Annotated in this window: 23 protein-coding genes; 19 read left to right on the top strand and 4 right to left on the bottom strand. The window is 41.3% G+C overall.

The genetic code is table 11. The features are described 5' to 3' along the window. The first annotated feature begins 75 nt into the window (after positions 1–75). Positions 76–1,044 carry a nuclease-related domain-containing protein gene (locus LG307_RS16990; RefSeq protein ID WP_404444432.1) on the top strand — a complete coding sequence of 323 codons (969 nt, stop codon included), beginning with the start codon at positions 76–78 and terminating at the stop codon, positions 1,042–1,044. A gap of 48 nt (positions 1,045–1,092) precedes the next feature. Here the strand turns inward: LG307_RS16990 and LG307_RS16985 are convergent, their stop codons facing one another. Next, positions 1,093–1,425 carry a YtpI family protein gene (locus LG307_RS16985; protein WP_404444429.1) on the bottom strand — a complete coding sequence of 111 codons (333 nt, stop codon included), beginning with the start codon at positions 1,423–1,425 and terminating at the stop codon, positions 1,093–1,095. A 183-nt stretch (positions 1,426–1,608) separates the two neighbouring features. Between LG307_RS16985 and LG307_RS16980 the strand changes: the two genes are divergently transcribed. Then, entirely contained in the window at positions 1,609–2,559 is a 951-nt protein-coding gene (locus tag LG307_RS16980; protein ID WP_404444426.1) for a bifunctional oligoribonuclease/PAP phosphatase NrnA, read from the top strand. A gap of 49 nt (positions 2,560–2,608) precedes the next feature. Here the strand turns inward: LG307_RS16980 and ytrI are convergent, their stop codons facing one another. Together ytrI and LG307_RS16970 are read right to left on the bottom strand one after the other, a co-directional pair. Beyond that, positions 2,609–3,109 carry a sporulation membrane protein YtrI gene (gene ytrI, locus LG307_RS16975; RefSeq protein WP_404444424.1) on the bottom strand — a complete coding sequence of 167 codons (501 nt, stop codon included), beginning with the start codon at positions 3,107–3,109 and terminating at the stop codon, positions 2,609–2,611. A 1-nt stretch (position 3,110) separates the two neighbouring features. Next, the gene (locus tag LG307_RS16970; protein WP_010195627.1) at positions 3,111–3,446 is read right to left on the bottom strand and encodes a YtrH family sporulation protein; all 336 of its coding nucleotides are present in this window, start codon (positions 3,444–3,446) and stop codon (positions 3,111–3,113) included. Positions 3,447–3,596: 150 nt separating this feature from the next. On the opposite strand from LG307_RS16970, the gene dnaE reads away from it, so the two are divergent. The 10 genes from dnaE (at position 3,597) to LG307_RS16920 (ending at position 16,271) form a co-directional block, all read left to right on the top strand. Further along, positions 3,597–6,923 (top strand): DNA polymerase III subunit alpha, encoded by a 3,327-nt coding sequence (dnaE, locus tag LG307_RS16965; RefSeq protein WP_404444421.1) that lies wholly within the window; start codon positions 3,597–3,599, stop codon positions 6,921–6,923. Between the two features lie 159 nt (positions 6,924–7,082). Beyond that, positions 7,083–8,321, top strand: a complete 1,239-nt coding sequence (locus tag LG307_RS16960; protein ID WP_404444418.1) for an NADP-dependent malic enzyme — start codon at positions 7,083–7,085, stop codon at positions 8,319–8,321. A gap of 3 nt (positions 8,322–8,324) precedes the next feature. Next, positions 8,325–8,939, top strand: a complete 615-nt coding sequence (locus tag LG307_RS16955; RefSeq protein ID WP_404444415.1) for a FadR/GntR family transcriptional regulator — start codon at positions 8,325–8,327, stop codon at positions 8,937–8,939. 186 nt (positions 8,940–9,125) lie between these two features. Further along, positions 9,126–9,989, top strand: a complete 864-nt coding sequence (gene accD, locus LG307_RS16950) for an acetyl-CoA carboxylase, carboxyltransferase subunit beta (protein ID WP_404444412.1) — start codon at positions 9,126–9,128, stop codon at positions 9,987–9,989. Beyond that, a complete protein-coding gene (accA, locus tag LG307_RS16945; protein WP_404444409.1) occupies positions 9,983–10,969 on the top strand; it encodes an acetyl-CoA carboxylase carboxyl transferase subunit alpha in 987 nt (328 codons plus the stop codon). Before accD ends, accA begins: the two co-directional genes overlap by 7 nt. A 339-nt stretch (positions 10,970–11,308) precedes the next feature. Further along, positions 11,309–12,268 carry a 6-phosphofructokinase gene (pfkA, locus tag LG307_RS16940; RefSeq protein WP_404444406.1) on the top strand — a complete coding sequence of 320 codons (960 nt, stop codon included), beginning with the start codon at positions 11,309–11,311 and terminating at the stop codon, positions 12,266–12,268. Positions 12,269–12,401: 133 nt separating this feature from the next. After that, a complete protein-coding gene (gene pyk / locus LG307_RS16935; RefSeq protein WP_404444403.1) occupies positions 12,402–14,156 on the top strand; it encodes a pyruvate kinase in 1,755 nt (584 codons plus the stop codon). A gap of 130 nt (positions 14,157–14,286) precedes the next feature. Next, the gene (locus LG307_RS16930) at positions 14,287–14,682 is read left to right on the top strand and encodes an FxsA family protein (protein WP_404444400.1); all 396 of its coding nucleotides are present in this window, start codon (positions 14,287–14,289) and stop codon (positions 14,680–14,682) included. Between the two features lie 36 nt (positions 14,683–14,718). Beyond that, positions 14,719–15,633, top strand: a complete 915-nt coding sequence (locus LG307_RS16925) for a DUF1002 domain-containing protein (protein ID WP_404444397.1) — start codon at positions 14,719–14,721, stop codon at positions 15,631–15,633. Between the two features lie 353 nt (positions 15,634–15,986). Then, a complete protein-coding gene (locus LG307_RS16920; RefSeq protein ID WP_404444394.1) occupies positions 15,987–16,271 on the top strand; it encodes a hypothetical protein in 285 nt (94 codons plus the stop codon). 1,004 nt (positions 16,272–17,275) lie between these two features. Here the strand turns inward: LG307_RS16920 and ytvI are convergent. Then, entirely contained in the window at positions 17,276–18,397 is a 1,122-nt protein-coding gene (gene ytvI / locus LG307_RS16915; RefSeq protein ID WP_404444391.1) for a sporulation integral membrane protein YtvI, read from the bottom strand. Between the two features lie 180 nt (positions 18,398–18,577). On the opposite strand from ytvI, the gene LG307_RS16910 reads away from it, so the two are divergent. The 7 genes from LG307_RS16910 to pnpS all read left to right on the top strand — a co-directional run bounded on the left by LG307_RS16910 (position 18,578) and on the right by pnpS (position 26,339). Continuing rightward, positions 18,578–19,039 carry a DUF441 domain-containing protein gene (locus LG307_RS16910; protein WP_404444388.1) on the top strand — a complete coding sequence of 154 codons (462 nt, stop codon included), beginning with the start codon at positions 18,578–18,580 and terminating at the stop codon, positions 19,037–19,039. A 354-nt stretch (positions 19,040–19,393) separates the two neighbouring features. Further along, positions 19,394–20,512 carry a citrate synthase gene (gene citZ, locus LG307_RS16905; RefSeq protein ID WP_404444386.1) on the top strand — a complete coding sequence of 373 codons (1,119 nt, stop codon included), beginning with the start codon at positions 19,394–19,396 and terminating at the stop codon, positions 20,510–20,512. Between the two features lie 114 nt (positions 20,513–20,626). Next, a complete protein-coding gene (icd, locus tag LG307_RS16900; RefSeq protein ID WP_404444384.1) occupies positions 20,627–21,895 on the top strand; it encodes an NADP-dependent isocitrate dehydrogenase in 1,269 nt (422 codons plus the stop codon). Positions 21,896–22,141: 246 nt separating this feature from the next. Further along, complete coding sequence (gene mdh, locus LG307_RS16895) at positions 22,142–23,080, top strand: malate dehydrogenase (RefSeq protein ID WP_226680327.1); 939 nt, start codon at positions 22,142–22,144, stop codon at positions 23,078–23,080. A gap of 102 nt (positions 23,081–23,182) precedes the next feature. Continuing rightward, positions 23,183–23,659 (top strand): MaoC/PaaZ C-terminal domain-containing protein, encoded by a 477-nt coding sequence (locus tag LG307_RS16890; protein WP_404444381.1) that lies wholly within the window; start codon positions 23,183–23,185, stop codon positions 23,657–23,659. Between the two features lie 189 nt (positions 23,660–23,848). After that, a complete protein-coding gene (locus tag LG307_RS16885; protein WP_404444379.1) occupies positions 23,849–24,577 on the top strand; it encodes a response regulator in 729 nt (242 codons plus the stop codon). Then, on the top strand, positions 24,570–26,339 hold the full coding sequence (gene pnpS, locus LG307_RS16880; RefSeq protein ID WP_404444377.1) for a two-component system histidine kinase PnpS: 1,770 nt from the start codon (positions 24,570–24,572) through the stop codon (positions 26,337–26,339). The genes LG307_RS16885 and pnpS overlap by 8 nt, the downstream gene beginning before the upstream one ends. The last annotated feature ends 242 nt before the right edge of the window (positions 26,340–26,581 follow it).

Genomic DNA, 26,581 nt, shown 5'->3' with positions numbered 1-26,581 from the left:
GAATCCAATACTTTTGAAGGATTTTATGTCTGCTTGTCGAATTATATCCAACATGTCACGTAAAGGAGAGAATAAATGATAAAGAAACCACGAGAAAAATCAGTAAGATTATTAACATTGGAAGCTGCAATGAGAAGAGTACCTCCGGAGCACCCACAATTTAGATTTATAGAAAAGGAACACGCCAGGTTGCATTACGGATACATCGGAGAGAAGTCTCTTGATTATTTCCTCACTTTCCTTCCCAACAAAAACTCCCAATTGTTACATGGACTTCGGATAGAAGATCCCCTAAATCGATTTTTTCAAATGGACACACTTTTAATAACTCCAGAATACTGCCTTATTTTAGACTCGAAGTATATTTCTGGTACATTAGAGTTCGATGAGACGACAAAACAATTGATTAGGCATAGAGGAGATGAGAAAGAAAAGTTTGGAGATCCGCTTTCTCAGATTGAGCGGCAAAAATATCAACTCTCGTTGTGGTTAGATAAACATAATTTCCCACCGTTACCGGTTGCTAGCCAGATAGTTCTCACTCACTCGAGCGCCACCTTAACCAAAGCTACAGCATCGCTAATGAGAAAAGTCACCTTCCATACTAACCTTCCGAATAAGCTTCAATCTATAGATGTTATTAAACGTCCTCAATTACTAGATAATTCCAACTTTCGAAAACTTGCAAAGTTGCTTATTAAAAAGCATACACCTGATGAATTTTCTTTGTTACGATTCTATGGAATTCACTATCATGAACTTAGGAAAGGAGTTGTTTGTCCGGGATGCTCATACCTGCCAATGCTACAGAAACAAGGGAATTGGATTTGTAGGAATTGCGGAATGTATTCTAAAACGGCTCACTTAGAGAATCTAATGGACTACAAGTTATTAGTTGGCAATATCATTACAAACAAAATTATAAGAGAATTCCTTTTCCTTCCTTCACCAAGTGTAGCAAACTATCTTTTAAATTCCTTGAACCTACCAACACAGGGGACCAACAAAGGCCGCAAATATCTCCTGACTCAGTTCAAAATATAAAAAAAAAAGCCGCTCCCAAAAAAAAGGAACGACTCTCTCTATTCATCTTCAATCCGTAACCGTCTTCTCTTTCATTTCCGCTTCTTTTACCGCTTCGGCTTCTTCGATTGCAAATGGCAGATAGAAGCGATAGGCTTTGTAGCCTGCCCAGATGCTGCCCAATCCTACAACTAACAAAATAATGCCGACCACTATGGCAACAGTGGAAAGGGGATTGATGAGAGAATTGACCCCAAAAAAGAATACGAAGCTGCCAAGCGCGATGCTGGATTTTGCGCTAAGCCATTTTTTTTCGGCTGGCAATCGGGTACGGAAGTATTTCACTTTATACATCAAGTAGAACATTAATGAAAAGATGATGAGGAAAACAAAAATAGCCAAAAGGACACACTCCTTTGTATAGTTCAAACATAATATTTATCATTCTACCATACAGATACAAGCTATATTGTAACGTGTTCGTGAACAAAATTCTACTTTTGCACAAAATTGTTATTCCTTTGAGAACAAGGCAAACTGTGATTAAATAAAAGAAAAGAATTAGGTGAAAGAGGGTTACATACGATGAGGCAACAGATTATAGATGAAATTAAGGCGCATGATACGGTCATTATTCACCGTCATGTAAGGCCGGACCCGGATGCATACGGGTCGCAATGTGGGTTGGCGGAGCTGATAAAGGAAAGCTATCCGGAGAAAAAGGTATATCGCGTAGGAGAAGCGGAGCAGTCCTTAAATTTCTTGAGCAAGCTAGATGAGATACCGGACTCCAGTTACGAAGATGCTCTTGTGATTGTTTGTGATACGGCGAACACCGACCGAATTTGTGATAAGCGCTACAAGCTGGCCGCTAAGTGGATAAAAATCGACCATCATCCGAATGAGGATAGATATGGAGATATGATGTGGGTGGACACGGATGCGAGTTCGACGAGTGAAATGATATACGAATTGTATCTTGCCGGGAAAAACCAGGGGTGGGTCATGACAAAGGAAGCTGCAAGGCTTATTTTCGCAGGTATCATTGGAGATACTGGCAGGTTCCTTTTCCAGAGCACCAATACAAAGACTTTCCAATATGCGAGTGAGCTACTGAGCTACGGTTTCTCCATGACGGAGCTTTATGATGAGTTGTACCGGACGAAGCTTCATATAGCCAAACTTAGCGGATATGTGTTGGAGAACTTTTCGATGCATGAAAACGGGATTGCTTCGATGAAAATTACACCTGCAATCTTGCAGCGATATAATGCACTACCTTCTGAGGCATCACAATTGGTGGGGATGCTTGGTAATATTGAAGGCGTAAGGGCGTGGGTATTCTTTATAGAAGAGGCAGATCAAATCAGGGTGAGGCTTCGTTCGAAAGGGACCATCGTCAATGAAATTGCCAAGAAGTATAACGGTGGAGGTCATCCGTTGGCATCAGGGGCATCTATTTATAAATGGGAAGAGGCGGACCATGTGCTCGCAGATCTGATTGAAGCTTCCCGGGCACAATTGCAAGGAGAATAGGAACGAAAAAGAGGAAGTGACGGCACTATATGGCAGACGCTTCCTCTTCCTATTCCATTTTCACAATCAATAAGTCCATTTCAATCGTTGTGTCTATATAAAGAAAGTCGACCTCGAAGTAGTATCGCTTGTCGTCAAGTGTGTAGCTTTTGTTTTCGATGACTTTTATAAGTAATTGACGATTGTCTTTGATGCTCGCTACATCCTTTGAAACCTGGTCGTTGAGGTCCTCTGTAATTCTGGCAACGATGGAGGAACGGCTGAACGAGTTAAGCATGTATGTTTCGTGATTGATGATCGATATTTTAAAGTCTTCTATTTTCAACTGGTCTTTTTCCTCTTTTAACTTATCATTATCCTCTGTAAGAATATGGATCCTATCTTTATAGCTTTTCACTTCTTCTTTATATTTTATGAGATCGCCAATGTTTTTTTCCAATGTGACGCCATACATAAGCATGAATATCAGCCAGCCTACTATTGCACCCAACACCACTCCGGAGAAAAAACGTTGCCACCCGGGATCGCGGTTATAAGGAGGAACCCTCATGTTATAAGGTCTCCTGAGTAAGCCAGCTGATGATGAGTGCCCCGGTTTGTGCGCCGCCGGTTGCAGAGATTATTAACAGCAGCTGCTTTACTAAGAATTTCGTTTCACCGTTGAACAGCCCTTTTTCTAAATTATAGAAGGTGTCAAAGGTACCTCCGATGGCGGCGACGATAGCCCATATCTTCAAACTTTTTGCCAAGCTCCACATTCTAGTCAAAGGCGGGTCCCCTACCAGAAAAGCGGCGATACCTCCGATGATAGCTCCTCCAAGTATTACCCCTACTGCAATGAAAAAACTGAATATAAGGGTAGCGACAAATGGATCTTTTACGTCCATTTTCATCATCCTTTCTGTCCTTATTCATATATATGGACAGGATGTGGTAAGTATGTGATGTTAATGGAGAAGTTTCTTCATTGTGTTTGGAACAGAATAGACCCTATAATGAAAGTATAAATGGAAGCGTTAAATAAGGTGTGATGATTAATGAGTGTAGTTCATTTACATATAAAAAGCAGTTACAGCCTGCTAAACAGTTCTGTCCGTTTTTCTAAGCTGGTTGCACGTGCCAAGGAGCTCGGTTTAAGCTCCCTAGCGCTTACAGATGAAGATGTGATGTACGGGGCCGTGGACTTTTACAAAGCTTGTATGGCGGAAGATATCAAGCCGATTATCGGTTTGACGCTATCGGTCCTGTCAGAGGAAGAGGAAGAGGAATCTAGTTATCCTGTCATTCTTTTGGCAAAAAATAAACTGGGATTCACGAACTTGATGAAGTTATCTAGCGTGGTTCAAACTAAATCGCTTCAAGGTGTTCCAAAGAGGTGGCTGAAGCATTATACAAAAGGGCTGATTGCGATCTTGTCTGGCTCTGAGTCCGAACTTGCACACAAAGAAGACCAAACAGCGGAAGCTTACTTGGAAATGTTCGAGCAAGATAGCGTGTATCTTGGGATTGACCGGAATTCCATTAGGGCACAAGAATGTTCAGAAGTTACCCGGAAAAGGCATAGTGAGTTGCCGATCGTGGCCTTGAGCAAGGTGCATTACCTGCATAAGGAAGATGTGTTTGTGTATGAGTGTTTACGCAGCATCAAACAAGGCACCAAGCTAGAATCCCTGCCTAAAGAGGCACCAGATTATCTGAGGGAAGCGAGTGAAATGACACAGTTGTTTGAAGATATCCCGGATGCGTTGGAGAACACGTGGAAGATTAGTAATCAGTGCCATGTGGAACTGGAATTTGGACAAGCTGCTCTCCCGAGTTATCCTGTTCCTGCAAATGAACATGCAGACAATTATTTAGAGAAGATCTGCTGGGAAGGACTTAGTAATAGGGTCGGGGAACCGTCTGAAGAATATAAAAACCGCCTCCAATATGAGCTTAGAGTAATTAAAGGGATGAAGTTTAGTGACTACTTCCTAATTGTCTGGGACTTTATGTATTATGCCAGGAATGCGGGGATCTTGACTGGTCCCGGACGTGGTTCTGCTGCAGGTTCTTTGGTCGCTTATTCCCTTTTTATCACCGATGTGGATCCGATCGTACATGATCTTCTGTTTGAAAGATTCCTTAATCCCGAACGGATTACGATGCCCGATATTGATATCGATTTTCAAGATAATAAACGGGATGAGGTCATCCGTTATGTGGCGGAAAAGTACGGGCAACTCCACGTTGCCCAAATCATCACATTCGGAACCTTGGCTGCAAAGGCGGCGTGGCGGGATGTTGCAAAGGCTCTAAATCTTTCAGGAAAAGAACTTGAGATGATTTCTAAGATGATACCTTCAAGGCCGGGCATAACACTTGAAGAGGCATATCAAGAGAATGGAAAATTGCAAAGTGCGATTAACGAGACAAATGAAAGGAAGCGTGCCTTTCAAACAGCGCAAAAAATTGAAGGACTGCCCCGACACTCCTCTACACATGCTGCAGGAGTGGTCATTACCCATAAGCCTCTGACGGAACTGATACCAATTCAAGCCGGACAGCAAGACATTTACCTGACACAATACACGATGGAAACGCTTGAAGAACTTGGGTTGCTTAAAATGGACTTTCTTGGGTTGAGAAATTTAACGATGATCCAAAGCATCCGCCATCAAGTTAAAAAAGAAACGAAACAGCACATAGAAGAAATTCCGCTCGAGGATGCAGCAACCTTCCGCCTTTTAAGCGAGGGGGACACTTCCGGGATCTTTCAGTTGGAGTCACCGGGGATGAAAAAGGTGCTGACAAAACTTAAACCTTCCAACCTCGAAGATATCGTGGCCGTTAATGCGTTGTACCGTCCGGGGCCAATGGAACAAATACCTTTATTTATCGAACGAAAGCATGGGCTGAAAAAAGTGGAATATCCACATCCTGACTTGATTCCTATTTTGGAAAAGACGTTCGGGGTTATTGTGTATCAAGAGCAAATCATGCAGATTGCAGCCGTAATGGCAGGGTTCTCATTAGGAGAAGCAGATTTATTGAGAAGAGCGGTTGGAAAGAAAAAGAAAGAAGTACTCGCAAAGGAACGAGCGCACTTTGTGGATGGATGCCAAAAGAAAGGGTATGACGAAAAGACTGCCAACTCGGTGTATGATTTAATTGTACGATTTGCTGATTACGGGTTTAACCGAAGTCACGCGGTTGCCTACAGTATGATTTCTTATGAGTTGGCCTATCTTAAGGCAAACTATCCAAAAATTTTCATGGCGACGCTTCTTTCAAGTGTGATGGGAAGTGAGCAGAAACTCTCGCAATATATTACAGAGACAAAACGAAAAGGCATACAAGTCCTTCCGCCTTCCATCAATAAAAGTGGAGTGGCATTTCAAGTGGAAGAGAGTGGGATCCGCTTTAGCTTGTTAACGATCAAAGGAGTGGGAGTGCAAGCTATTAAAGCTTTAATGGAGGAGCGGAGAAAGAAGCCGTTTAGTGACCTGTTTGACTTTTGTAACAGAGCTTCTTCTAAAATCAACCGAAAGACGATCGAAATGCTCATTTTTGGTGGGAGTTTGGACGAATTTGGGGAGGACAGGGCGACGCTTCTTGCTACTTTAGATGTAGCCTTGCAACATGCAGAGCTTGTCATGCCATCAGACGACAATCAAATTGACTTTTTCATGGACGAAGAATTCAATATTAAGCCGAAGTACGTGAAGGTGGAACCGTTACAGCTGACGGAACAATTGCAAATGGAGAAAGAGGCCATAGGGTTTTATCTATCCAAGCATCCGACAGAACCTTTTTCCGCATATTTTCAACTTGGTGGTGCGTCCTTGATTCTGGACCTTCCCTCTACTGGACTGAAAAAGGCGAGAGTAGGAAGTTTCATTTCTAATGAACGGGTAATCCGAACGAAAAAAGGAGATCTTATGGCATTCCTTACCCTTTCCGATCAGTCAGGTGACTTGGAAGCTGTAGCGTTTCCAGAACTTTATAAACGTTTTTCTCATCTGTTGAAAACCGGGGAAACTATAATGGTGGAAGGAAACCTGGAAGAACGGGAAGGGAAAAATCAGCTGATTATCAAAAATGTCGTGGAAATTGATACATTGATAGAACAATATGCCCATTTAATCGGCAATCTTTTTCTGCAAATTGATGAAGGAAAACACGAGCAAGAAGTGTTTCAACACCTTCAAAAAGTGCTAAAAGCGCATCATGGTCCATCCACAGTTTATGTCCATTATACGCAGGCAAAAAAGACTATAAAGCTACAACCGGCCTTGTATGTGACACCATCTGAAGAGTGCTTGCTCAAGCTAAAAACCATCCTTGGAGAAGAGAACGTCGTATTCAAAAAATCTTTACAATGATTAATATTATGATATAGTTAACAAGGAGGTGGTCAGACCACCTTTTCCTTGTTTTTTTTAGTATAATGAAATGGTAAATATATTAAGTGGAAGTCATCGCATGATCCTAACGTAATAAAGGCACTATGGATGACAAAAATAGCAGGGGGGACATGTATCATGTCTTTAAAAGAAGAAGCATTACATATGCATAAGATCCATCAAGGGAAGCTGGAGTCAAAATCAAAGGTTCCCGTAAGAAATGCCAAAGATTTAAGTTTGGCTTATTCTCCTGGAGTGGCTGAGCCGTGCAAGGCGATATATGATGATAAAAATAAGGTTTATGATTATACGATGAAGGGCAATATGGTAGCCGTTGTTTCAGACGGGACAGCAGTACTGGGTCTTGGAAACATTGGTCCTGAAGCAGCATTGCCGGTTATGGAAGGGAAAGCTGTATTGTTCAAAAGCTTTGCTGGAGTAGACGCATTCCCTATCTGCTTGAACACGACAGATGTGGATAAAATCGTGGAAACGGTGAAGTTGCTTGAGCCGACTTTTGGTGGGGTGAATCTAGAGGATATCGCTGCACCAAACTGTTTTGTGATTGAAGAACGACTAAAGAAGGAAACGAATATTCCTATTTTCCATGATGATCAACACGGCACAGCAATTGTAACGGTTGCAGGTCTTGTTAATGCCTTGAAACTGGTTAAAAAGAATATCGGGGAAATTAAAGTTGTAGCCAATGGTGCAGGTGCAGCAGGAATCGCCATCATCAAATTATTATATCGATATGGTGTTAGAGATATTACGATGTGCGACTCAAAGGGTGCCATCTATGAAGGACGTCCATTTGGAATGAACAGTGTAAAGGCGGAAGTTGCCAGTTACACCAATCGTAAAAAAGTCCAGGGTACATTAGCGGATGTGATAAAAGACGCTGATGTGTTCATCGGGGTATCTGTAGAAGGTGCGTTGACACAAGCGATGGTAGAAAGCATGAACAGGGACTCGATTATTTTTGCAATGGCCAATCCTAATCCTGAAATCATGCCAGCAGAAGCAATGCTAGCGGGTGCTAGTGTGGTAGGGACAGGACGTTCCGATTTCCCTAACCAAGTAAATAATGTCTTGGCATTCCCTGGAATATTCCGTGGTGCACTTGATGTAAGGGCAACTCATATAAATGAACAAATGAAAATAGCCGCTGTTGAAGCGATTGCAAGCCTGGTTTCTGAGGATGAGCTAAGTGCTGATTATGTCATCCCAGCTCCTTTTGATCCACGTGTAGCTCCAGCCGTAGCAGCAGCAGTAGCGAAGGCCGCTATGGAAACGGGAGTAGCCCGTATAAAGGTCGATCCAGAAGAAGTAGCCGAAAAAACGAGACGGACCGCTATTATTGGAAAAAGTGAATAGTCTATGACCGCACCTACAAAAATGTATTTGGAAATCGTCAAAAAAATTCGGGCCATCATCGTTGCAGATGGCTTGAAAACAGGAGACAAGATTCCTTCCGAGCGTGAACTGTCCGACAGATTGAATGTCGGGCGGTCTTCCGTCCGCGAAGCACTTCGGGCACTGGAGCTTTTGGGACTTATCGAGACAAGGCGTGGAGAAGGAACATTCATTAAGGATTTTAAGGAACACAACCTTGTAGAACTATTAGGAACGTTCATTTTGGAGCAGGACAAAACGAAAAGTGATCTGATAGAAACCAAACTCGAAATTGAAAAATCGTGCATCCAGCTATTTATGCAAAAAGCGTCCGTAGAAGATTATGTGAAAGTGAGAAAAATGATCTCCACTCCAACCTCTAGAACGGACTTTTTTAAAACAATAGTGACGATAGTAGATAACAGTTTGATGCTTAGAATATGGACGCTTGTAAATAGTTATGCACGTATTATCGCTAAGGATAATATGATAGAGAGTGGTGTGTTGGAAGAGTTACTAGAGGCGATGAGAGAAAAGCAAGCGGGGCTAGTGATAAAGTTATATGAAAAACATTTTACGGAAATTGTCGAGAAAAAGTAGACAAGAAACTACAACATTCTTCGTAGGGTTTCCGTTACATTAACAGTATGAGTATAAGGGTAAGTAAAGGAATTTGTTTATTGAAATAATGTTAACAGCCTTGCTTACCTATATTTTGACCTGTTATTAGTACCAAATACCAAAACTAAGTAACAAGTTTCTGGAATAAAGGGAGGTTCTGTTGTTTTGTTGAAGGATTTGTTCACTAAAAAGAAAAAATACGCGTCTATTCCATCGGAACAAGCAAATCAAGATGTACCTGAAGGAATTATGACTAAATGTCCAAGCTGTAAAAAGATTATGTACACGAAAGAATTGATGAAAAACCTAAAGGTCTGTCTGCACTGTGGCCATCATCATCCGATGAATGCAAAAGAAAGAATTCAAAGCTTACTGGATAAAGGTAGCTTTACTGCCTATGATGTGGACATGGTTTCTGAAAATCCCCTGAATTTCCCAAACTATTTGGAGAAACTAGAAGGCGATCAAAAGAAAACAGGCATCAATGAGGCGGTTGTCACGGGTGAGGGAACTATTAATAGTAATCCACTTGTCGTGGCAGTAATGGATTCTACTTTCCGTATGGGAAGCATGGGCTCGGTAGTGGGAGAAAAAATCACCCGCGCCATTGAAAAGGCAAAAGAGAAGAGGGTACCATTCCTTATCTTCACTGCATCAGGTGGCGCAAGAATGCAAGAAGGCGTTTTAAGTTTGATGCAAATGGCTAAAACTAGTAGTGCTCTTAAGCTTCATAGTGAAAGTGGCGGATTGATCATTTCTGTGATGACACATCCAACTACAGGCGGTGTTTCTGCAAGTTTTGCATCCTTAGGAGATTACAATTTTGCAGAACCGAAAGCCTTGATAGGGTTTGCCGGCAGAAGAATCATAGAACAAACCATTCGTGAGGACCTTCCGGAAGATTTCCAAACTGCGGAATTTCTTTTGAAATGTGGTCAATTAGATGCGGTCATTCCTCGTCTTGAATTAAAAGAAACCTTAACAAATGTACTAGATATACATCAGGGAGGAGGGGAGACGAGATGGTAGGAGAAATGGAATTCGAAAAACCGGTGGTAGAGCTTCGTAAGAAAATAGGTGAATTAAAAGAGTTCACTAAAAACAGTGACATGGATCTTACTAACGAAATTGAGAAACTAGAAGTAAGACTCGAAAAACTAGAAACAGATATTTATGGAAACTTAAGCCCCTGGGATCGTGTCCAGATTGCCAGACATCCCGAACGCCCCACCACATTGGATTATATTGAACGTGTTTTTACAAACTTCTTAGAATTGCACGGAGACCGTTATTATGGGGACGATGAAGCAATTGTTGGTGGGATCGGAAAATTTGACGGTGTACCTGTTACCATTATCGGTCATCAGAGAGGGAAGGATACGAAAGAAAATATCCGCAGAAACTTCGGAATGCCGCACCCAGAGGGATACCGCAAAGCGTTAAGATTGATGTATCAGGCAGAAAAATTCCATCGCCCTATCATATGTTTCATTGATACAAAAGGCGCATATCCAGGTAAGGCTGCGGAAGAGCGCGGCCAAAGTGAAGCGATTGCCAGGAACCTTTTTGAAATGGCAGGGTTGAAAGTTCCTGTTATTTGTATCGTCATTGGTGAAGGTGGAAGTGGGGGAGCCCTTGCTCTTGGTGTCGGGAACCACGTGCACATGCTAGAGAACTCCACTTACTCCGTTATCTCTCCTGAAGGTGCGGCTGCGATTCTATGGAAAGATGCCAGCCTTGCCAAGAAAGCAGCAGAATCCATGAGAATCACTGCACCTGATCTGCATGACTTAGGAATTATAGATAAAATCATTCCAGAAGCAAAGGGCGGTGCCCATAAAAATGTGGATGTTCAAGCAAAAGGAATCAGGGAAATCCTGAAAGAGTCCCTACAGGATCTGATGCCGCTCACTGCGGAAGAATTAATTGAACACCGCTATGCTAAATATAAACGAATCGGTGCATTCTCGTTTAAGGAACAGCTTAAGGCGGAGAAAATCAACCAGTAGACTATCTTGGTAGTTCATATATAGCTAGCATAAGACTTTCAACAGGAGGAATCAGTCATTTTCCTCCTGTTTTCTTTTGGATAGTAAGGAATAAGGTGGGTATCTTAATGGAAGAGCTACAAGTTTGAATGCCGAAGTATACATATAAAAATTGACCAAAATGTCAACAATGGAAAATGATAGCGCATCCAAAAAAAATCCTCGACAGTTTTCTGTTGTTTTCGACATACCTTCGTGTTAATTTTGAATAAAGAGGCTTTACATAGTACTCATTTTTCTAATAAAATATATGTTTGGGTATACGTATATAGGTAAATTAGCTCAAGAGGTGAAAATAGAATGAAACGAATAGGCGTTCTGACAAGTGGTGGAGATGCACCAGGTATGAATGCTGCGGTCCGTGCAGTAGTAAGAAAGGCCATTTTTCATGACATCGAGGTATTCGGAATATATCGCGGATATGCTGGTTTGATTGATGGAGATATCAAGAAGCTGGAAATAGGATCAGTTGGTGATATAATCCATCGTGGTGGTACCATGTTGTATTCTGCGAGATGTGAAGAATTTAAAACAATAGAAGGCCAGCTTAAAGGTATTGAAAACCTGAAAAAGCATGGCATTGAAGCTTTGGTTGTAATTGGTGGAGACGGTTCCTATCAAGGGGCGAAAAAATTGACGGAGCACGGCTATCCATGTATTGGTGTTCCAGGTACAATTGATAACGACATCCCAGGCACAGATTTTACTATTGGATTTGATACGGCACTAAATACAGTTATCGATTCTATAGATAAAATCCGCGATACTGCAACATCCCATGAGCGCACATATGTGATTGAGGTAATGGGACGCCATGCAGGAGATATTGCGCTATGGGCGGGTCTTGCAGGCGGGGCAGAAACTATTCTTATTCCGGAAGCGAAAGATGACATGCAAGAAGTCATTGCTAGGCTGAAACGTGGAACGGAGCGAGGAAAAAAGCATAGTATCATCGTTGTTGCCGAAGGTGTTGGCAGCGGAGTGGAATTTGGTAAGAAGATTGAAGACGAAACAAATTTCGAAACGCGTGTGAGTGTTCTTGGTCATATCCAACGCGGTGGATCGCCAACGGCATTTGATAGAGTCTTGGCAAGTCGTTTAGGCGCTCGTGCTGTGGAACTACTTATGGATGGTAAAGGCGGCAGATGTGTAGGAATTCAAAGCAATGAGTTGGTGGACCATGACATCATTGAAGCTCTGTCTAATACACATACAATAGATAAGAAGATGTATAACCTTTCAAAAGAGCTTTCCATCTAGCATTGTAAGCGCATTGGAATCGTTTTCATTACCAGGTTACCTAAAGCAATTGTTGGTGTAATGTCACTCTGTTGCTTTATAATATAAAAGGACGAAATGAAAAGAACGGTATATAACTAGGAGGAAATTTTACATGAAAAAAACGAAGATTGTTTGTACAATTGGACCAGCCAGTGAAAGTGTTGAGACACTAGTCCAGCTAATGGAAGCAGGAATGAATGTTACCCGTCTGAACTTTTCACACGGTGACTATGAAGAGCATGGAGCGCGTATCCGCAACATCCGTGAAGCGGTTGAACGCACAGGGAAAAATGTAGCAATCCTATTGGATACAAAAGGTCCTGAAATCAGAACGCATACCATGCAGGATGGTGCAATTGAACTGGTACAAGGAAATGAAATCATCATTTCCATGGAAGAAGTTATCGGAACAACTGAAAAGTTCTCCATTTCTTATCCTGGACTTATGGAAGATGTACATCCTGGTTCCCGCATTCTTTTAGATGACGGTCTGATCGGATTGGAAGTTCTTGAGGTCGGAAACAATGAAATCAGAACGAAAATCTTAAACTCCGGTACGTTGAAAAACAAAAAAGGCGTTAACGTTCCTGGTGTAAAAGTGAATCTTCCTGGAATTACTGAAAAAGATGCAAACGACATTCGTTTTGGTATTGAACAAGGAGTAGATTTCATTGCGGCATCTTTTGTGCGCCGTGCGTCTGACGTCCTTGAAATTCGTGAATTACTGGAAGCACATAATGCTACAGATATTCAAATCATTCCTAAAATTGAAAACCAAGAGGGTGTTGACAACATCAACGAAATTCTTGAAGTTTCTGACGGCCTGATGGTGGCGCGTGGAGACCTTGGGGTAGAGATCCCTGCTGAAGAAGTACCTCTTGTACAAAAAGATTTAATCAAAAAATGTAATCTTGCTGGCAAGCCTGTCATCACAGCAACTCAAATGCTTGATTCCATGCAACGCAACCCTCGTCCAACTCGTGCAGAAGCGAGTGACGTAGCGAATGCAATCTTTGATGGAACAGACGCAATCATGCTTTCTGGTGAAACAGCTGCTGGTTCTTACCCAATTGAAGCTGTTCAAACCATGCATAACATCGCTTCCCGTGCAGAACAGGCATTGGCTTATGGAGAGATCCTTACAAAGCACAGCAAGCAAGCTGCACTGACTGTAACAGATTCCATTGGACAATCTGTAGCATACACTGCAATCAGCTTAGATGTTTCTGCTATCGTGACACCAACTGAAAGTGGACACACTGCACGCATGATTTCCAAATACCGTCCAAAAGCACCGATTGTTGCCGTTACATCTTGTGAAGCGGTATCCCGTAAACTTGCGCTAGTTTGGGGTGTGTATCCACGCATCGGTCGTGAAGCAACTTCTACTGATGAAATGTTAGAAGTGGCAGTAGAGGAGTCATTGAACACAGGTATCGTTTCCCACGGAGACCTAATTGTTATTACAGCAGGTGTACCGGTTGGAGAGAAAGGTACGACGAACTTAATGAAAATTCACGTGGTTGGTGACGTTCTTGCAAGCGGACAAGGCATTGGGAGAAAATCAGCTTACGGAAAAGTAGTGGTGGCAAAAACTGCAGAAGAAGCTGCTGAAAAGATGACGCAAGGAGCTATCTTCGTAACAACAGGCACGGACAAAGATATGATGCCTTCACTAGAGAAAGCATCTGCACTTATCACAGAAGAAGGCGGCCTTACTAGTCATGCTGCAGTAGTTGGACTTAGTCTTGGAATCCCTGTAATTGTGGGTGTAGAAGAAGCTACTTCCATGCTAAAAGACGGTCAGGAAATCACGGTTGATTCTTCTCGTGGCACGATCTACACTGGACACGCAAACGTACTATAAAATTGGACATGAACCCCTCTGTCTGGCATATGCTGGAAGAGGGGTTTTATTTATATTAGAGTAATTTCTACTGTTTTGGTATAATTGATTGGTAGCTTGTTTGTTATATAAGAAATGGGGTAGTCCTCTTATGTTCAGAATTTTATTAGCATTGATTATAGTTATACCCGCACTTGAGATATGGCTTCTCATTACAGCCGGAAAGCTGATCGGAGCGATCCCAACCATTCTATTGATCATCCTTACTGGTGTCTTGGGAGCATGGCTGGCGAAATACCAGGGAGTTACCGCTCTCAGAAGTGCTCAGCAAAAAATGAACAGCGGACAAATGCCTGGTGATGTGATTATTGATGGACTTTGCATACTTGTAGGTGCCGTCTTACTATTGACACCAGGATTTATTACGGACGCTGTAGGCTTTGCCCTGCTTTTACCGCCAACAAGGAATTTGATTAAACCTTCCATTATGCGGGCCATCAGAAACAGAATGGATCGCGGACAATTTATTGTCATTAATAGAAGATAAATAGAAAATAGATAATATTAGTTTGGGGGAATTGAAATGAAGCATTGGTTGAAATTATTACTGGTGTTGACCTTGGTTTTATCTGGCCTTACGTTAACAAATGTTGTACATGCCGCTGGCGGGAAAGATGAGGAAGAAAGCATCAATGAGAAGTTTGGGTTGCCGATTGTCGTGTATGGCGGTACCTTGAATGATGACCAAAAACAGGAAGTTCGTAATTTCCTGAATGTGAAAAACCCTGAAATGGTTGAGGAGATAACGGTGACGGGAGAAGATCTTGTTACCTATATCGAGGGAGAAGACCGGAATGCCCGTATGTTCTCCTCTGCTAAAATTACCAGAAAAGAAAAAGGGGAAGGGCTTGTTATAGAAAGAGCCACTCCTGAAAATATCACGCAAGTAACAGATGATATGTATGCAAATGCCCTACTGACTGCAGGAATTGAAGATGCAGAAGTTATTGTCGCATCTCCAGTAAAGGTTAGTGGTCATTCCGCACTTGTAGGAATATATAAAGCTTATGAAGTAAGTGGAGAGTCGCTTAATAAAGACCGCATGGAAGTGGCTAACGAAGAGTTGTCCATTGCAACCAAACTTGCAGAAGAAGAAGGCATGGACAGTGAAAAAGTCAGTGAGTTGCTGACGGAAATCAAAAAGCAGATTGCAGAGCAAAATCCTGCTACAAGAGAAGATGTTGAGAAGATTGTGGAAGAGCAAATGGCGAAGTTGAATATCGAGTTAAGTGAAGAAGATAGACAACTGTTGATTGATCTTTTTGAAAAAATGCGTGAGTTGAACATCAATTTTGATAATGTTAAGAATCAGCTAGAGCAAATTTCTACAGACATTAAGAATAAAATTGATGAAGTGGTGGGGAATGAAGGTTTCTGGCAAGGCGTTCAAGACTTTTTCCGTAACCTGTTCCAGTCCATTGCTGATTTGTTTAAATAGAATTATATGAAAAAGGCTGCCCTGATGGGTAGCCTTTTTTGGGTTTTAGGGTATACTTGTTGATCTCCGTTCCAGGCGCTTCGCTTGCCTGCGGGCGGTCCGGGAGCCTCCTCGGCTTCGCCTGCGGGGTCTCCCCTGTCCCTTCCTCCCGCGGGCGTCTGCGCGCCTTCCACTACAATCAACATGGTTGCTTCATTTAATTTAGGTTAATGACATATAGTAGTTTTTAATTATTATAGCAAAGGCCGATGGTATTTTATGTTAATATAAGGGTAAAGATGTTATTCCATTAAAGGGCAGTTTAATGGAAGATGTTTGGATGTTACTTTTTAAAGGGAGAAGGAGATATTTCGATGAATGAGAGAAAGATGATGAAAGTTCTAGACTATAAATCAATTATGCTAATTCAAATAGTTACAACAATGATTGCTCTGATTTTATTTATGTACCTCGTCATTTCAGATAATATGGTTGTTACTCCGTTCTTTTTTATGACACTTAGTCTCTGTTTTTTTATAAGTGGATATCAGTTGTATAGGAAAAATGGAATTGTGGCTCAAAAGTTTATTTTCAATATTGTTGGTATTGTTTTATTTATTATTGCTTTTCAAGATTTAATGGTCCTTTTTTTAGATTGAGTAATTCATTAAAAGTTTTCCTTAATACATTAACCGGTGCTTTCTTCAAATTGACTTTAAAATGATATTCAGCAATCTAGGAGCGATTGATAAGGATCGGGCGACTGGTCTTCAGCTCTATCTATTATATTTAAGTGCATATTATTAAATTAGTTTTTAAGAGGTGGAAATTATGATACGTGCAATAGGAATATTTCTTAGTATTTCAGCTATACTAACATACCTACTTATAGATAGTCTTTATTATCCTCTTGAGGAAAAAATAACAAATCATAATACAGGAGTTACAACGGTAACATATAATTATTCTTCGATGTATTGGTTAACTTGTGTCTTTTTGATAATTATTTTTATTCTTGGGGTATTCTTTATCTTAGCAAAAGAAAACATATTGAAGAATGTCCAATCTATGTTTCAGATTAACAAACGAAATATGATTTAAAAGGATTGAGAATAATTACACTTATACTAACGGGGCTCTTATCCTGAATAAGGATGAGCTTCTTTTGTTGCCTGTCTTCTAGAATATTATGGAATTCAAATAATAAATAGAAGTTTGGTCATTCCACATTAGTGTCTTGGAGCTTTTAACAAGAACTAAAAAATCTAAAATAACGAATTCTCTATTCCACAATCTAGGTGCGATTGTTGAATATGAAATAAAGTAAAAAGGCTTAGAAGGTGAACTCTCTAAGCCTTTTTGGTGTGGAACATGAAGTGATTTTCATTGGGATTTGCCCTGTAAACCTGTTAGTCATTTTATATGCAACTTCTTTTTTTGTGACAAGTATCAGAACCCATTGATCTAATCGAATTATCTGAAAAATAACTAACATCTCTTAACGTATTTCCTAGCTGTGGATTGGAGCAAATGGCAAAGACTCCAGCGGGGCAGTAACGGTAGATTGAGACCCCGCAGCGTAGCGAGGAGGCTCAAGCACCGTCCCGCGGAAAGTGACGCCATTTGCGGAAAGGAACAGCGGTCATTAACCATACAACCAAAATCAAACCACTCTATTTTTCCCAACGATGAATAGGTAAATATCTTTTATCACACCAGCATTCCACAGTGTATTGAAAATGACCACTGTAACAGGCCCAACAATTAAGCCGAGGAAGCCGATTAATTGGAAGCCGACAAATAAACTTACAAGTGTAGCCAAAGGATCTAGCCCGATACTCGATGATAAAATCTTTGGTTCCATCAGCTGCCGCTGCACAATTACAATTAAATAAAGAACTCCAAGTCCAATAGCTAAGGGTAAATTCCCGCTGATCGCCAAAAATATAATCCATGGAACAAATACCAGCCCTGTTCCTAAATAAGGTATCAAGTCTACCAATCCGATGATCAAGGCAACGGTAATCGCATATTCGACGCGTAAAATTAATAAGCCAATCAATACGATGATGGTAGTGATGGAAATAAGGGTTGCCTGTGCGCGCAAGAAACCAAAGAATGCTTTCTTTAAACTTAAAAATACTTTTGTGAGGCTTCCTTGTGCCTTGATAGGTGTAATTTTCTTTAATCTTCCCTTAAGTTTGTACCAGTCTTTGCTTATAAAGAAAGTGGCCAATAAGGAAAATATCAAGACTGTTGCAACACTTGGAATCCATGTAAGGAGCTTGGGCAGGTTGGTTAAAAAGGACTGGATGAACTCTCCGACAGTGCTGGCAACCGTACCTCCGATATTTTCAATGTTCGTCAAGAGGGATTGTTGTTGTCCTTCTTCTAAACTATGAAACATGGTGCTGACCTGATTAAACAAAGGAAGGATGTTGTTTACAACAAACTGTTCTACATAGACGACTAACGTTTCAAAATGTCCCGGCACTACTTTTGCCAAGTACTCGGTACCTGAAACAATTTCGACGATCAGCAGGGTGACCACGCCGACTACCGAAGCGAACAAAGCCATGATTGATAGGAAAACGGCCAAACTCCTTGGAAGGCGTCCATTTTTTTCAAGTAAATTAACGAGCGGGTTTATTAAAAAGGATAAGACTAAAGCAATGATGAAAGGGTAGGCAATGGAGAATAGATAGTAAAATGAAACAAGACCAATCGTGATGATGAGAAGAACTAGAAGGAGTCGAAAAAAGATATGTACATAATTCCAATTCAAACATAACACCCCTTATAAGTACCGGAATTCCCTTACTCCATATTTTACAACCTGCTTTATTGTTTTCATAGTTTTATATTTAAAAATTAGGAAAATTCTGTACGTAATCCAATTCTTTTTATTTCGGTTTTTATTATGGTAGTATGGAAAAAGGGTCTGGTTTTGGAAGGATGAAACAGAATGATAAGTCAAGCTACCTTGTTTTTACTCATACTCTTATTAATCGGTTTTCTTGCAAAGAATCCATCATTGATGTTTGCTGTGGCAGTCTTGCTTGTTATTAAAGTTATCGGTTTGGATAATAAAGTATTCCCATATCTGCAGTCTAAAGGAATTAATTGGGGAGTAACGATTATTACCATTGCCGTTTTAGTTCCGATTGCAACAGGAGATATAGGATTCAAGCAATTACAGGAAGCGTTAAAGTCTTCCTATGCTTGGGTGGCTTTAGGAGCAGGGATAGCCGTGGCGCTGATTGCAAAAAGCGGATTAACATTGCTTGCTAATGACCCACATATAACAACGGCACTTGTATTCGGAACCATCCTAGCTGTTTCCTTGTTTAATGGAGTGGCGGTTGGCCCGCTGATCGGTGCAGGAATAGCTTATCTTGCAATGAAGGTAGTGGAGTATTTCACATAGGGGAAATTTCACAAATTATTTTTTCGTGATAATATTTTTTACAGGACTTGCGTTCTTTTCATTCACAAAGTTCAGATAATTGTTTATAATAGGGACAAGGACACTTCCTTCCTACAAAGCAATTGAAACATTGTTCGCCGAAATTGCGCGCACGCCCATGAATATAATGGATATGGCGCATATTTTTTTGAATGGAAATGTAAGCATTTTCTTAGTTTGCTAGATTCTGAATGACTAAAATCTTCTAAATATTTATACAGGGATATGATTTTTATCATTATGGTGAGCAAGCGTTCGGATGAACAATGGTAGATAAGGATTTGAAGAAATTTTCACATAAAGGAGAGGTTTGAAATGACAACAACTAAAGGTCTAGAAGGAATTGTAGCAACAACTTCCGCTATCAGTTCCATTATTGACGACACACTAACGTATGTTGGCTACAACATTGATGACTTAGCAGACTATGCTAGCTTCGAAGAGGTAATCTATCTTTTATGGCATCAAAAATTGCCAAACAAAGATGAGTTGGCTTCACTGAAGAAAGAATTAGCAGAAAATGCTGCGCTTCCAGAAGAAGTCATCAATCACTTTAAAACTTATCCAATTGATAAAGTTCACCCTATGGCTGCTTTACGTACGGCAGTATCGTTATTAGGTCTATATGATGCAGAAGCTGACAACATGGATGCAGAAGTAAACTACCATAAGGCAGTTCGTCTGCAAGCTAAAATGCCGACAATTGTGACAGCGTTCTCAAGAATCCGTAAAGGGTTAGATCCGATTGCTCCAAGAACCGACCTGGGCATGGCAGCTAATTTCTTATACATGTTAACTGGTGAAGAGCCATCCGAGATTGCAATCGAAGCATTCAACAAAGCGTTAGTGCTTCACGCAGACCATGAGTTGAATGCATCTACTTTCACTGCACGTGTATGTGTAGCGACATTATCTGATGTTTACTCTGGTGTTACTGCTGCAATCGGAGCGTTAAAAGGTCCATTGCATGGTGGAGCAAACGAAGCGGTAATGAAGATGCTTTCTGAAATCGGGGAAGTGGAAAATGCGGAAAGTTATATCCGTGAAAAGCTTGCAAATAAAGAAAAAATCATGGGCTTCGGTCACCGTGTATATCGCCAGGGAGATCCTCGTGCGAAGCATTTGCGTGAAATGTCTGAGAAGCTTACACATCTGACAGGTCAGCCGAAATGGTATGAAATGTCCGTGAAGGTGGAAGAAGTTGTGACTTCCGAGAAGCCGCTTCCGCCAAACGTTGATTTCTACAGTGCGTCTGTGTACCACTCTTTAGGAATTGACCATGATTTATTCACACCAATCTTTGCTGTGAGCCGTGTATCCGGTTGGTTGGCGCATATCCTTGAGCAGTATTCCAACAACCGCCTGATCCGTCCGCGTGCAGATTATACTGGTCCTGGCAAACAGGATTATGTACCAATTGAAAAGCGCAGCTAATCTAGCTTTATGCTACAACAAGATACAATGATTGAATTTTGCTATAATACAAGGGGAGGGGAAATCCCTTCTCCAAACATCTAATGTCATCATATTTCTTAGGAGGTTTTTACTTTGACACAAGGAACAAAAATTACAGTTACAGATGGTGTATTAAACGTACCTAACAACCCGATCATTCCATTCATCGAGGGAGATGGAATTGGTCCTGATATTTGGGCATCTGCATCCCGTGTTTTAGAAGCAGCTGTTGAAAAAGCATATAATGGTGAAAAGGAAATTGTCTGGAAAGAAGTATTGGCTGGAGAAAAAGCATTCAACCAAACTGGTGAATGGTTGCCAAGTCAAACACTTGATGATATCCGCGAGTACATAATTGCAATCAAAGGACCTCTGACTACTCCAGTCGGTGGCGGAATCCGTTCACTTAACGTTGCTTTACGTCAAGAGTTGGACCTTTTCACATGCTTACGTCCTGTTCGTTATTTCCAAGGAGTTCCTTCTCCTATTAAACGCCCAGAAGACACTGACATGGTTATTTTCCGTGAAAATACAGAAGATATCTATGCTGGAATCGAGTACGCAAAAGGCTCTGAAGAAGTTGAAAAGCTAATCAACTTCCTTCAAACAGAAATGGGCGTAAATAAAATCCGCTTCCCTGAAACATCTGGTATCGGAATCAAGCCTGTTTCCCAAGAAGGTACTTCCCGTCTAGTTCGTGCTGCAATCAACTATGCAATCGAGCATGGCCGCAAATCTGTAACACTAGTTCACAAAGGAAACATCATGAAGTTCACTGAGGGTGCTTTCAAAAACTGGGGTTACGAGCTAGCTGAAAAAGAATTTGGCGATAAAGTATTCACATGGGCACAATATGACCGTATCGCGGAAGCGGAAGGTAAAGATGCTGCGAATAAAGCTCAAGAAGCTGCAGAAGCAGAAGGCAAAATCCTAGTCAAGGATTCTATTGCCGATATCTTCTTACAACAAATTCTTACTCGTCCAAAAGAGTTTGATGTGGTTGCAACAATGAACCTGAACGGTGACTACATCTCTGATGCACTTGCTGCACAAGTAGGTGGAATCGGTATTGCTCCTGGAGCAAACATCAACTACGAAACTGGTCACGCTATTTTCGAAGCTACACATGGTACTGCTCCGAAATATGCTGGTCTAGATAAAGTAAACCCATCTTCTGTCATCCTTTCCGGTGTATTAATGCTTGAGCACCTTGGCTGGACAGAAGCAGCTAAACTTGTAGTAGATTCTATGGAAAAATCCATCGCTTCTAAAGTAGTAACTTACGACTTTGCACGTCTAATGGACGGCGCAACAGAGGTAAAATGCTCCGAGTTTGGTGACGAACTAATCAAAAACATGTAATTGAAAAGAAGCAAAAGCCCTATTAAGGGTTTTTGCTTTAGTTTGATATAAGTAATTTTCTCTTAGGAAATGTAGGATCACTGTTGCTCGGAGTGGAAGGCGCGCAGACTCCTGCGGGAGGAAGGGACAGGGGAGACCCCGCAACGAAGTGAGGAGGCTCCCGGACCGCCCGCGGAAAGCGAAGGGCCTGGAACGGAGAGCAACAGCGGTGAAAGGAATACATTAAAGGGTTAGGGAGGAATGAATATGACAATGAGACGTAAAAAAGTATCGGTAATCGGTGGAGGCTTCACAGGCGCAACTACTGCATTCTTACTTGCGCAAAAAGAACTTGCAGACGTAGTACTTGTAGACATCCCGCAAATGGAAAACCCTACTAAAGGGAAAGCTTTAGACATGTTAGAAGCAGGTCCTGTTCAAGGATTTGATGCAAACATTACCGGAACATCCAACTATGAAGATACAGCCAATTCCGATATCGTTGTCATTACAGCCGGAATCGCCCGCAAACCAGGTATGAGCCGTGATGATCTTGTCACTACCAACCAAAACATCATGAAAAGCGTAACGCGGGAGATTGTGAAACACTCTCCTGATTGTTATATCATCGTGTTGACCAACCCAGTAGATGCCATGACATACACGGTATTCAAAGAGTCCGGTTTCCCGAAAAACCGAGTAATCGGCCAATCAGGAGTTTTGGATACAGCCCGTTTCCGTACATTTGTGTCTCAGGAACTCAATCTTTCTGTTAAAGATGTAACAGGATTCGTTCTAGGTGGTCACGGGGATGACATGGTGCCACTTGTTCGCTACTCCTATGCAGGCGGAATCCCGCTGGAAACATTGCTTCCAAAAGATCGACTAGATGCAATCGTGGAGAGAACAAGAAAAGGTGGCGGGGAAATCGTCAACCTACTTGGCAACGGCAGTGCATACTATGCTCCTGCAGCATCTATGGTGGAGATGGTGGAAGCGATACTGAAAGATCAACGCCGAATCCTTCCTTCCATTGCTTACCTTGAAGGAGAATACGGCCACGATGGAATCTACCTAGGTGTACCGACAATCCTTGGCGCTGGCGGCATCGAGAAAATTATCGAACTAGAATTGACAGAAGAGGAAAAAGCCGCACTTTCCAAATCCGTCGAATCCGTCAAAAACGTCATGAATGTCCTATCCTAATAAGTAAAAATCGGGGATTAGATCCCCGATTTTTAACAACACTATTGTAAACGGTTACAACAACACAAGGGGTATTTTCCAACATCATCAGGGGGTGTATGTATGTTACTAGGTAAAAAGAGAAAACTTGGAAGAAAACTTGCAGAAATACAAGTGGGAGAAAAACTCGAGCTGACCGAAAAAATAGAAGACAAAGACCTGCTACTGTACCTTGGGTTAACCAATGACGCAAACCCTCTCTATATCCAGCACGACTATGCTTCCCAAACACCATTTAAAAAACCGATCGTACCAAGCATCATGTTAACAGGCATCATAACTTCAGCCGTATCTAAATATTTGCCGGGACCGGGAAGTCATGTTGTTAGCCAAGATATTTCTTTTCCAAAACCGGTCTACCACTATGGAAGTGTGCAATTTCTCTTTGAAGTGGTAGAGATCAATGATAAAGACCATTGTATAGTCATGAGTGTTCATGGTACAAACGAAGAAAATGATACAGTTGCAAAAGGTTCTATCACTGTATGTCCACCTCATCGTCTTGAGCCGATGGAAAGCAGTGCAATGGAAAACTTCTAAAAAGAGCTTAGGCTCTTTTTTTCTTTTGGATATAATTAACACTACTCCCAACTTGTTTGAAGGGAAGGTTTTCTTTATTGTCGTGAATAATGATAACGTGTAAAATGGTAAAGTAATGATAGATATAATATAAAAATGGCAAATGGATGAATAAAATGGGTTTTCCAAAACAATTGGTGGAGGAAAAGAATGAATAAAAAGATACTTATCGTGGATGATGAACAATCAATCGTGACATTATTACAGTATAATTTGCAGCAAGCAGGCTACGACGTTTCCGTTGCAATGGATGGAGAAGAAGGATTGAATAAGGCGATGGGTGATCAATTTGATATGATTGTTTTGGACCTTATGCTACCGAAAAAAGATGGAATTGAAGTTTGTAAAGAGTTAAGGCAGCACAAAGTCCATACACCAATCTTGATGCTTACGGCAAAAGATGATGAGTTTGATAAGGTGTTGGGTTTAGAGCTGGGTGCCGATGATTATATGACAAAACCTTTTAGCCCGCGAGAAGTGGTTGCAAGGGTGAAAGCAATACTTCGCAGAATGCAACAAATCACAAGTAACACTGAAACACCGAAAGTAGAAGAAGACACTACTGAAACAATTTTGATTGGGGATGTAAAAATACTTCCCGAGCACTATGAAGCCTATTTTCGTGAAGGCCGCTTAGAACTTACGCCAAAGGAATTCGAGCTTTTGGTCTATTTATCTAAGAATAAAGGCAGAGTGTTGACTCGTGATCAACTTCTCAGCGCAGTTTGGAATTACGACTTTGCGGGGGATACACGAATTGTGGATGTTCACATCAGTCACTTAAGAGAGAAAATAGAGACCGATACGAAGAAACCTACATATATAAAAACAATCAGGGGGCTAGGCTACAAGATGGAGGAACCGAAAGTACATGAATAGGTTCCGCTCTAGGCTCTTATTTGCACTCATCACCTTAATTGTTGTGGTGCTTGTGTGCTTAGGACTTTTGCTTGGTCAGCTCTTTAAGACTTTTTATTTAAATACCTTTAATCAGAGGCTTATTAAAGAGACTGAGCTTGTAACCATGCTGGTGGAAGAGGAGACTAGTGTGACACCTGCCCTCCAAAAGCATCTAGATGATATCAGTGACACCTTAGCGGCGAGGGTCAGCATTACAGATAAGGATGGAATCGTGTTATACGAGACCAGAGGATCAAGAAGCTCCGAGGCAGACGCGCATCAAGAGATCATAAAAGATGCGGTTCAAAAGAACAAAGACCGTGACAGGATATTTTATGAACAGAATAAAGAAATGTATTATTACGGTAATGCGATTTCAAGGAATGATATTCGTGATGGCTTTGTCATCCTTAGTACCCCTATCGATTCTCTGCAAAGAGTCAATCAGCAAATTTGGGGCCTGTTGATTGCAAGCTTGGGAGCTGCCTTTGTGGTTATTTTGCTTCTTGGCGTAAGAATTACATCTCAATACACCAGGCCGATCGAAGCGGCAACCAAGGTGGCAACGGAGCTTGCCAAGGGCAACTATAAAGCCAGGACCTTTGAGGAACATGTAGATGAAACGGGAATGTTAAGTCAATCTATCAACATATTGGCGCGGAATCTTCAAGACATGACCAAAGCGCAGGAAATGCAGCAAGATCGCCTTCGAACCCTTATTGAGAGTATGGGGAGCGGAATGATTTTAATTGATGGTCGAGGCTATGTGAATCTCATTAACCGCGCTTTTAAGGAAACCTTCGATGCTGATCCTGGGGAATACCTGTACAGGCTATATTACGAAGCTATTGAACATAAAGATATTGTCTCATTGATTGAAGAGATATTTATGACGGAGGTAAGTGTACGAAAGCAAATCTTGCTTCCGGTGAACATTGAACGCAGACACTTTGAAGTGTATGGAGCCCCTATTATAGGTATCAATGATGAATGGAAAGGGATTGTCCTTGTTTTCCATGACATTACAGAATTGAAGAGACTCGAACAAATGAGAAAAGATTTTGTGGCCAATGTGTCGCATGAATTAAAAACACCAATCACTTCGATTAAGGGATTCTCTGAAACCTTATTGGATGGTGCGATGAATGATAAAGAAACCTCGGAATATTTTCTGTCCATTATTTTAAAGGAAAGTGATAGGCTTCAGTCACTTATTGAAGACTTGTTAGACCTTTCAAAAATCGAGAAACAAGGATTTAGATTAAATCCTCAGTACTTAGAAATAAATGAACTGTTAGAGGAGATATTTGTTATTTTGGAAGGAAAGGCAAGGGAAAAAGAAATAGACCTTGTTTTGTCCAAGCCAAAGAAAGATCTGTATTTATTTGCTGATGCCTCCAGGATCAAGCAGGTTTTCATAAATCTTATTAACAATGCTGTCGCATACACACCAGCCGGTGGAGAAGTAAAGGTGAAAGTGGAAGAGGTAGGAAAAGAAGTCGTCATTGTTGTGTCGGATACTGGTATTGGCATGGATCAGGATGAGATACCGAGGATTTTTGAGCGTTTTTACCGGGTGGATAAGGCGCGCAGTCGGAATTCAGGTGGTACAGGGTTAGGCCTTGCTATTGTCAAGCATATAGTGGAAGCCCACCATGGTAATATTTCTGTGACGAGTGAATTGAATAAGGGGACTGCTTTTACGGTAAAATTGTCTAAAGAGAATGAAGATTTACAATAGCTTTACACGTCTTTCATAGGTCCTTTACAAACCTTTGTTAATATAATCTATGAAAACCCCTTCATCCAAGGAGCCAATTTTGGAAGAGGAGAGAGCCCACCCTGCTCTCTCCTTCTTTTTGTTTAAAGACTTAGAGAGTATATAATCCGTTGATTTCCGTTCCAGGCGCTTCGCTTGCCTGCGGGCGGTCCGTGTGCCTCCTCACAACGCTTCAGGGGTCTCACCTGTCCCTTCCTCCCGCG

This window comes from Sutcliffiella horikoshii, assembly GCF_044809035.1.
Classification (GTDB): domain Bacteria; phylum Bacillota; class Bacilli; order Bacillales; family Bacillaceae_I; genus Sutcliffiella_A; species Sutcliffiella_A horikoshii_G.
The sequence above is the reverse complement of the archived record's forward strand: the minus strand, read 5'-3'. Positions and strand labels throughout refer to the sequence as shown.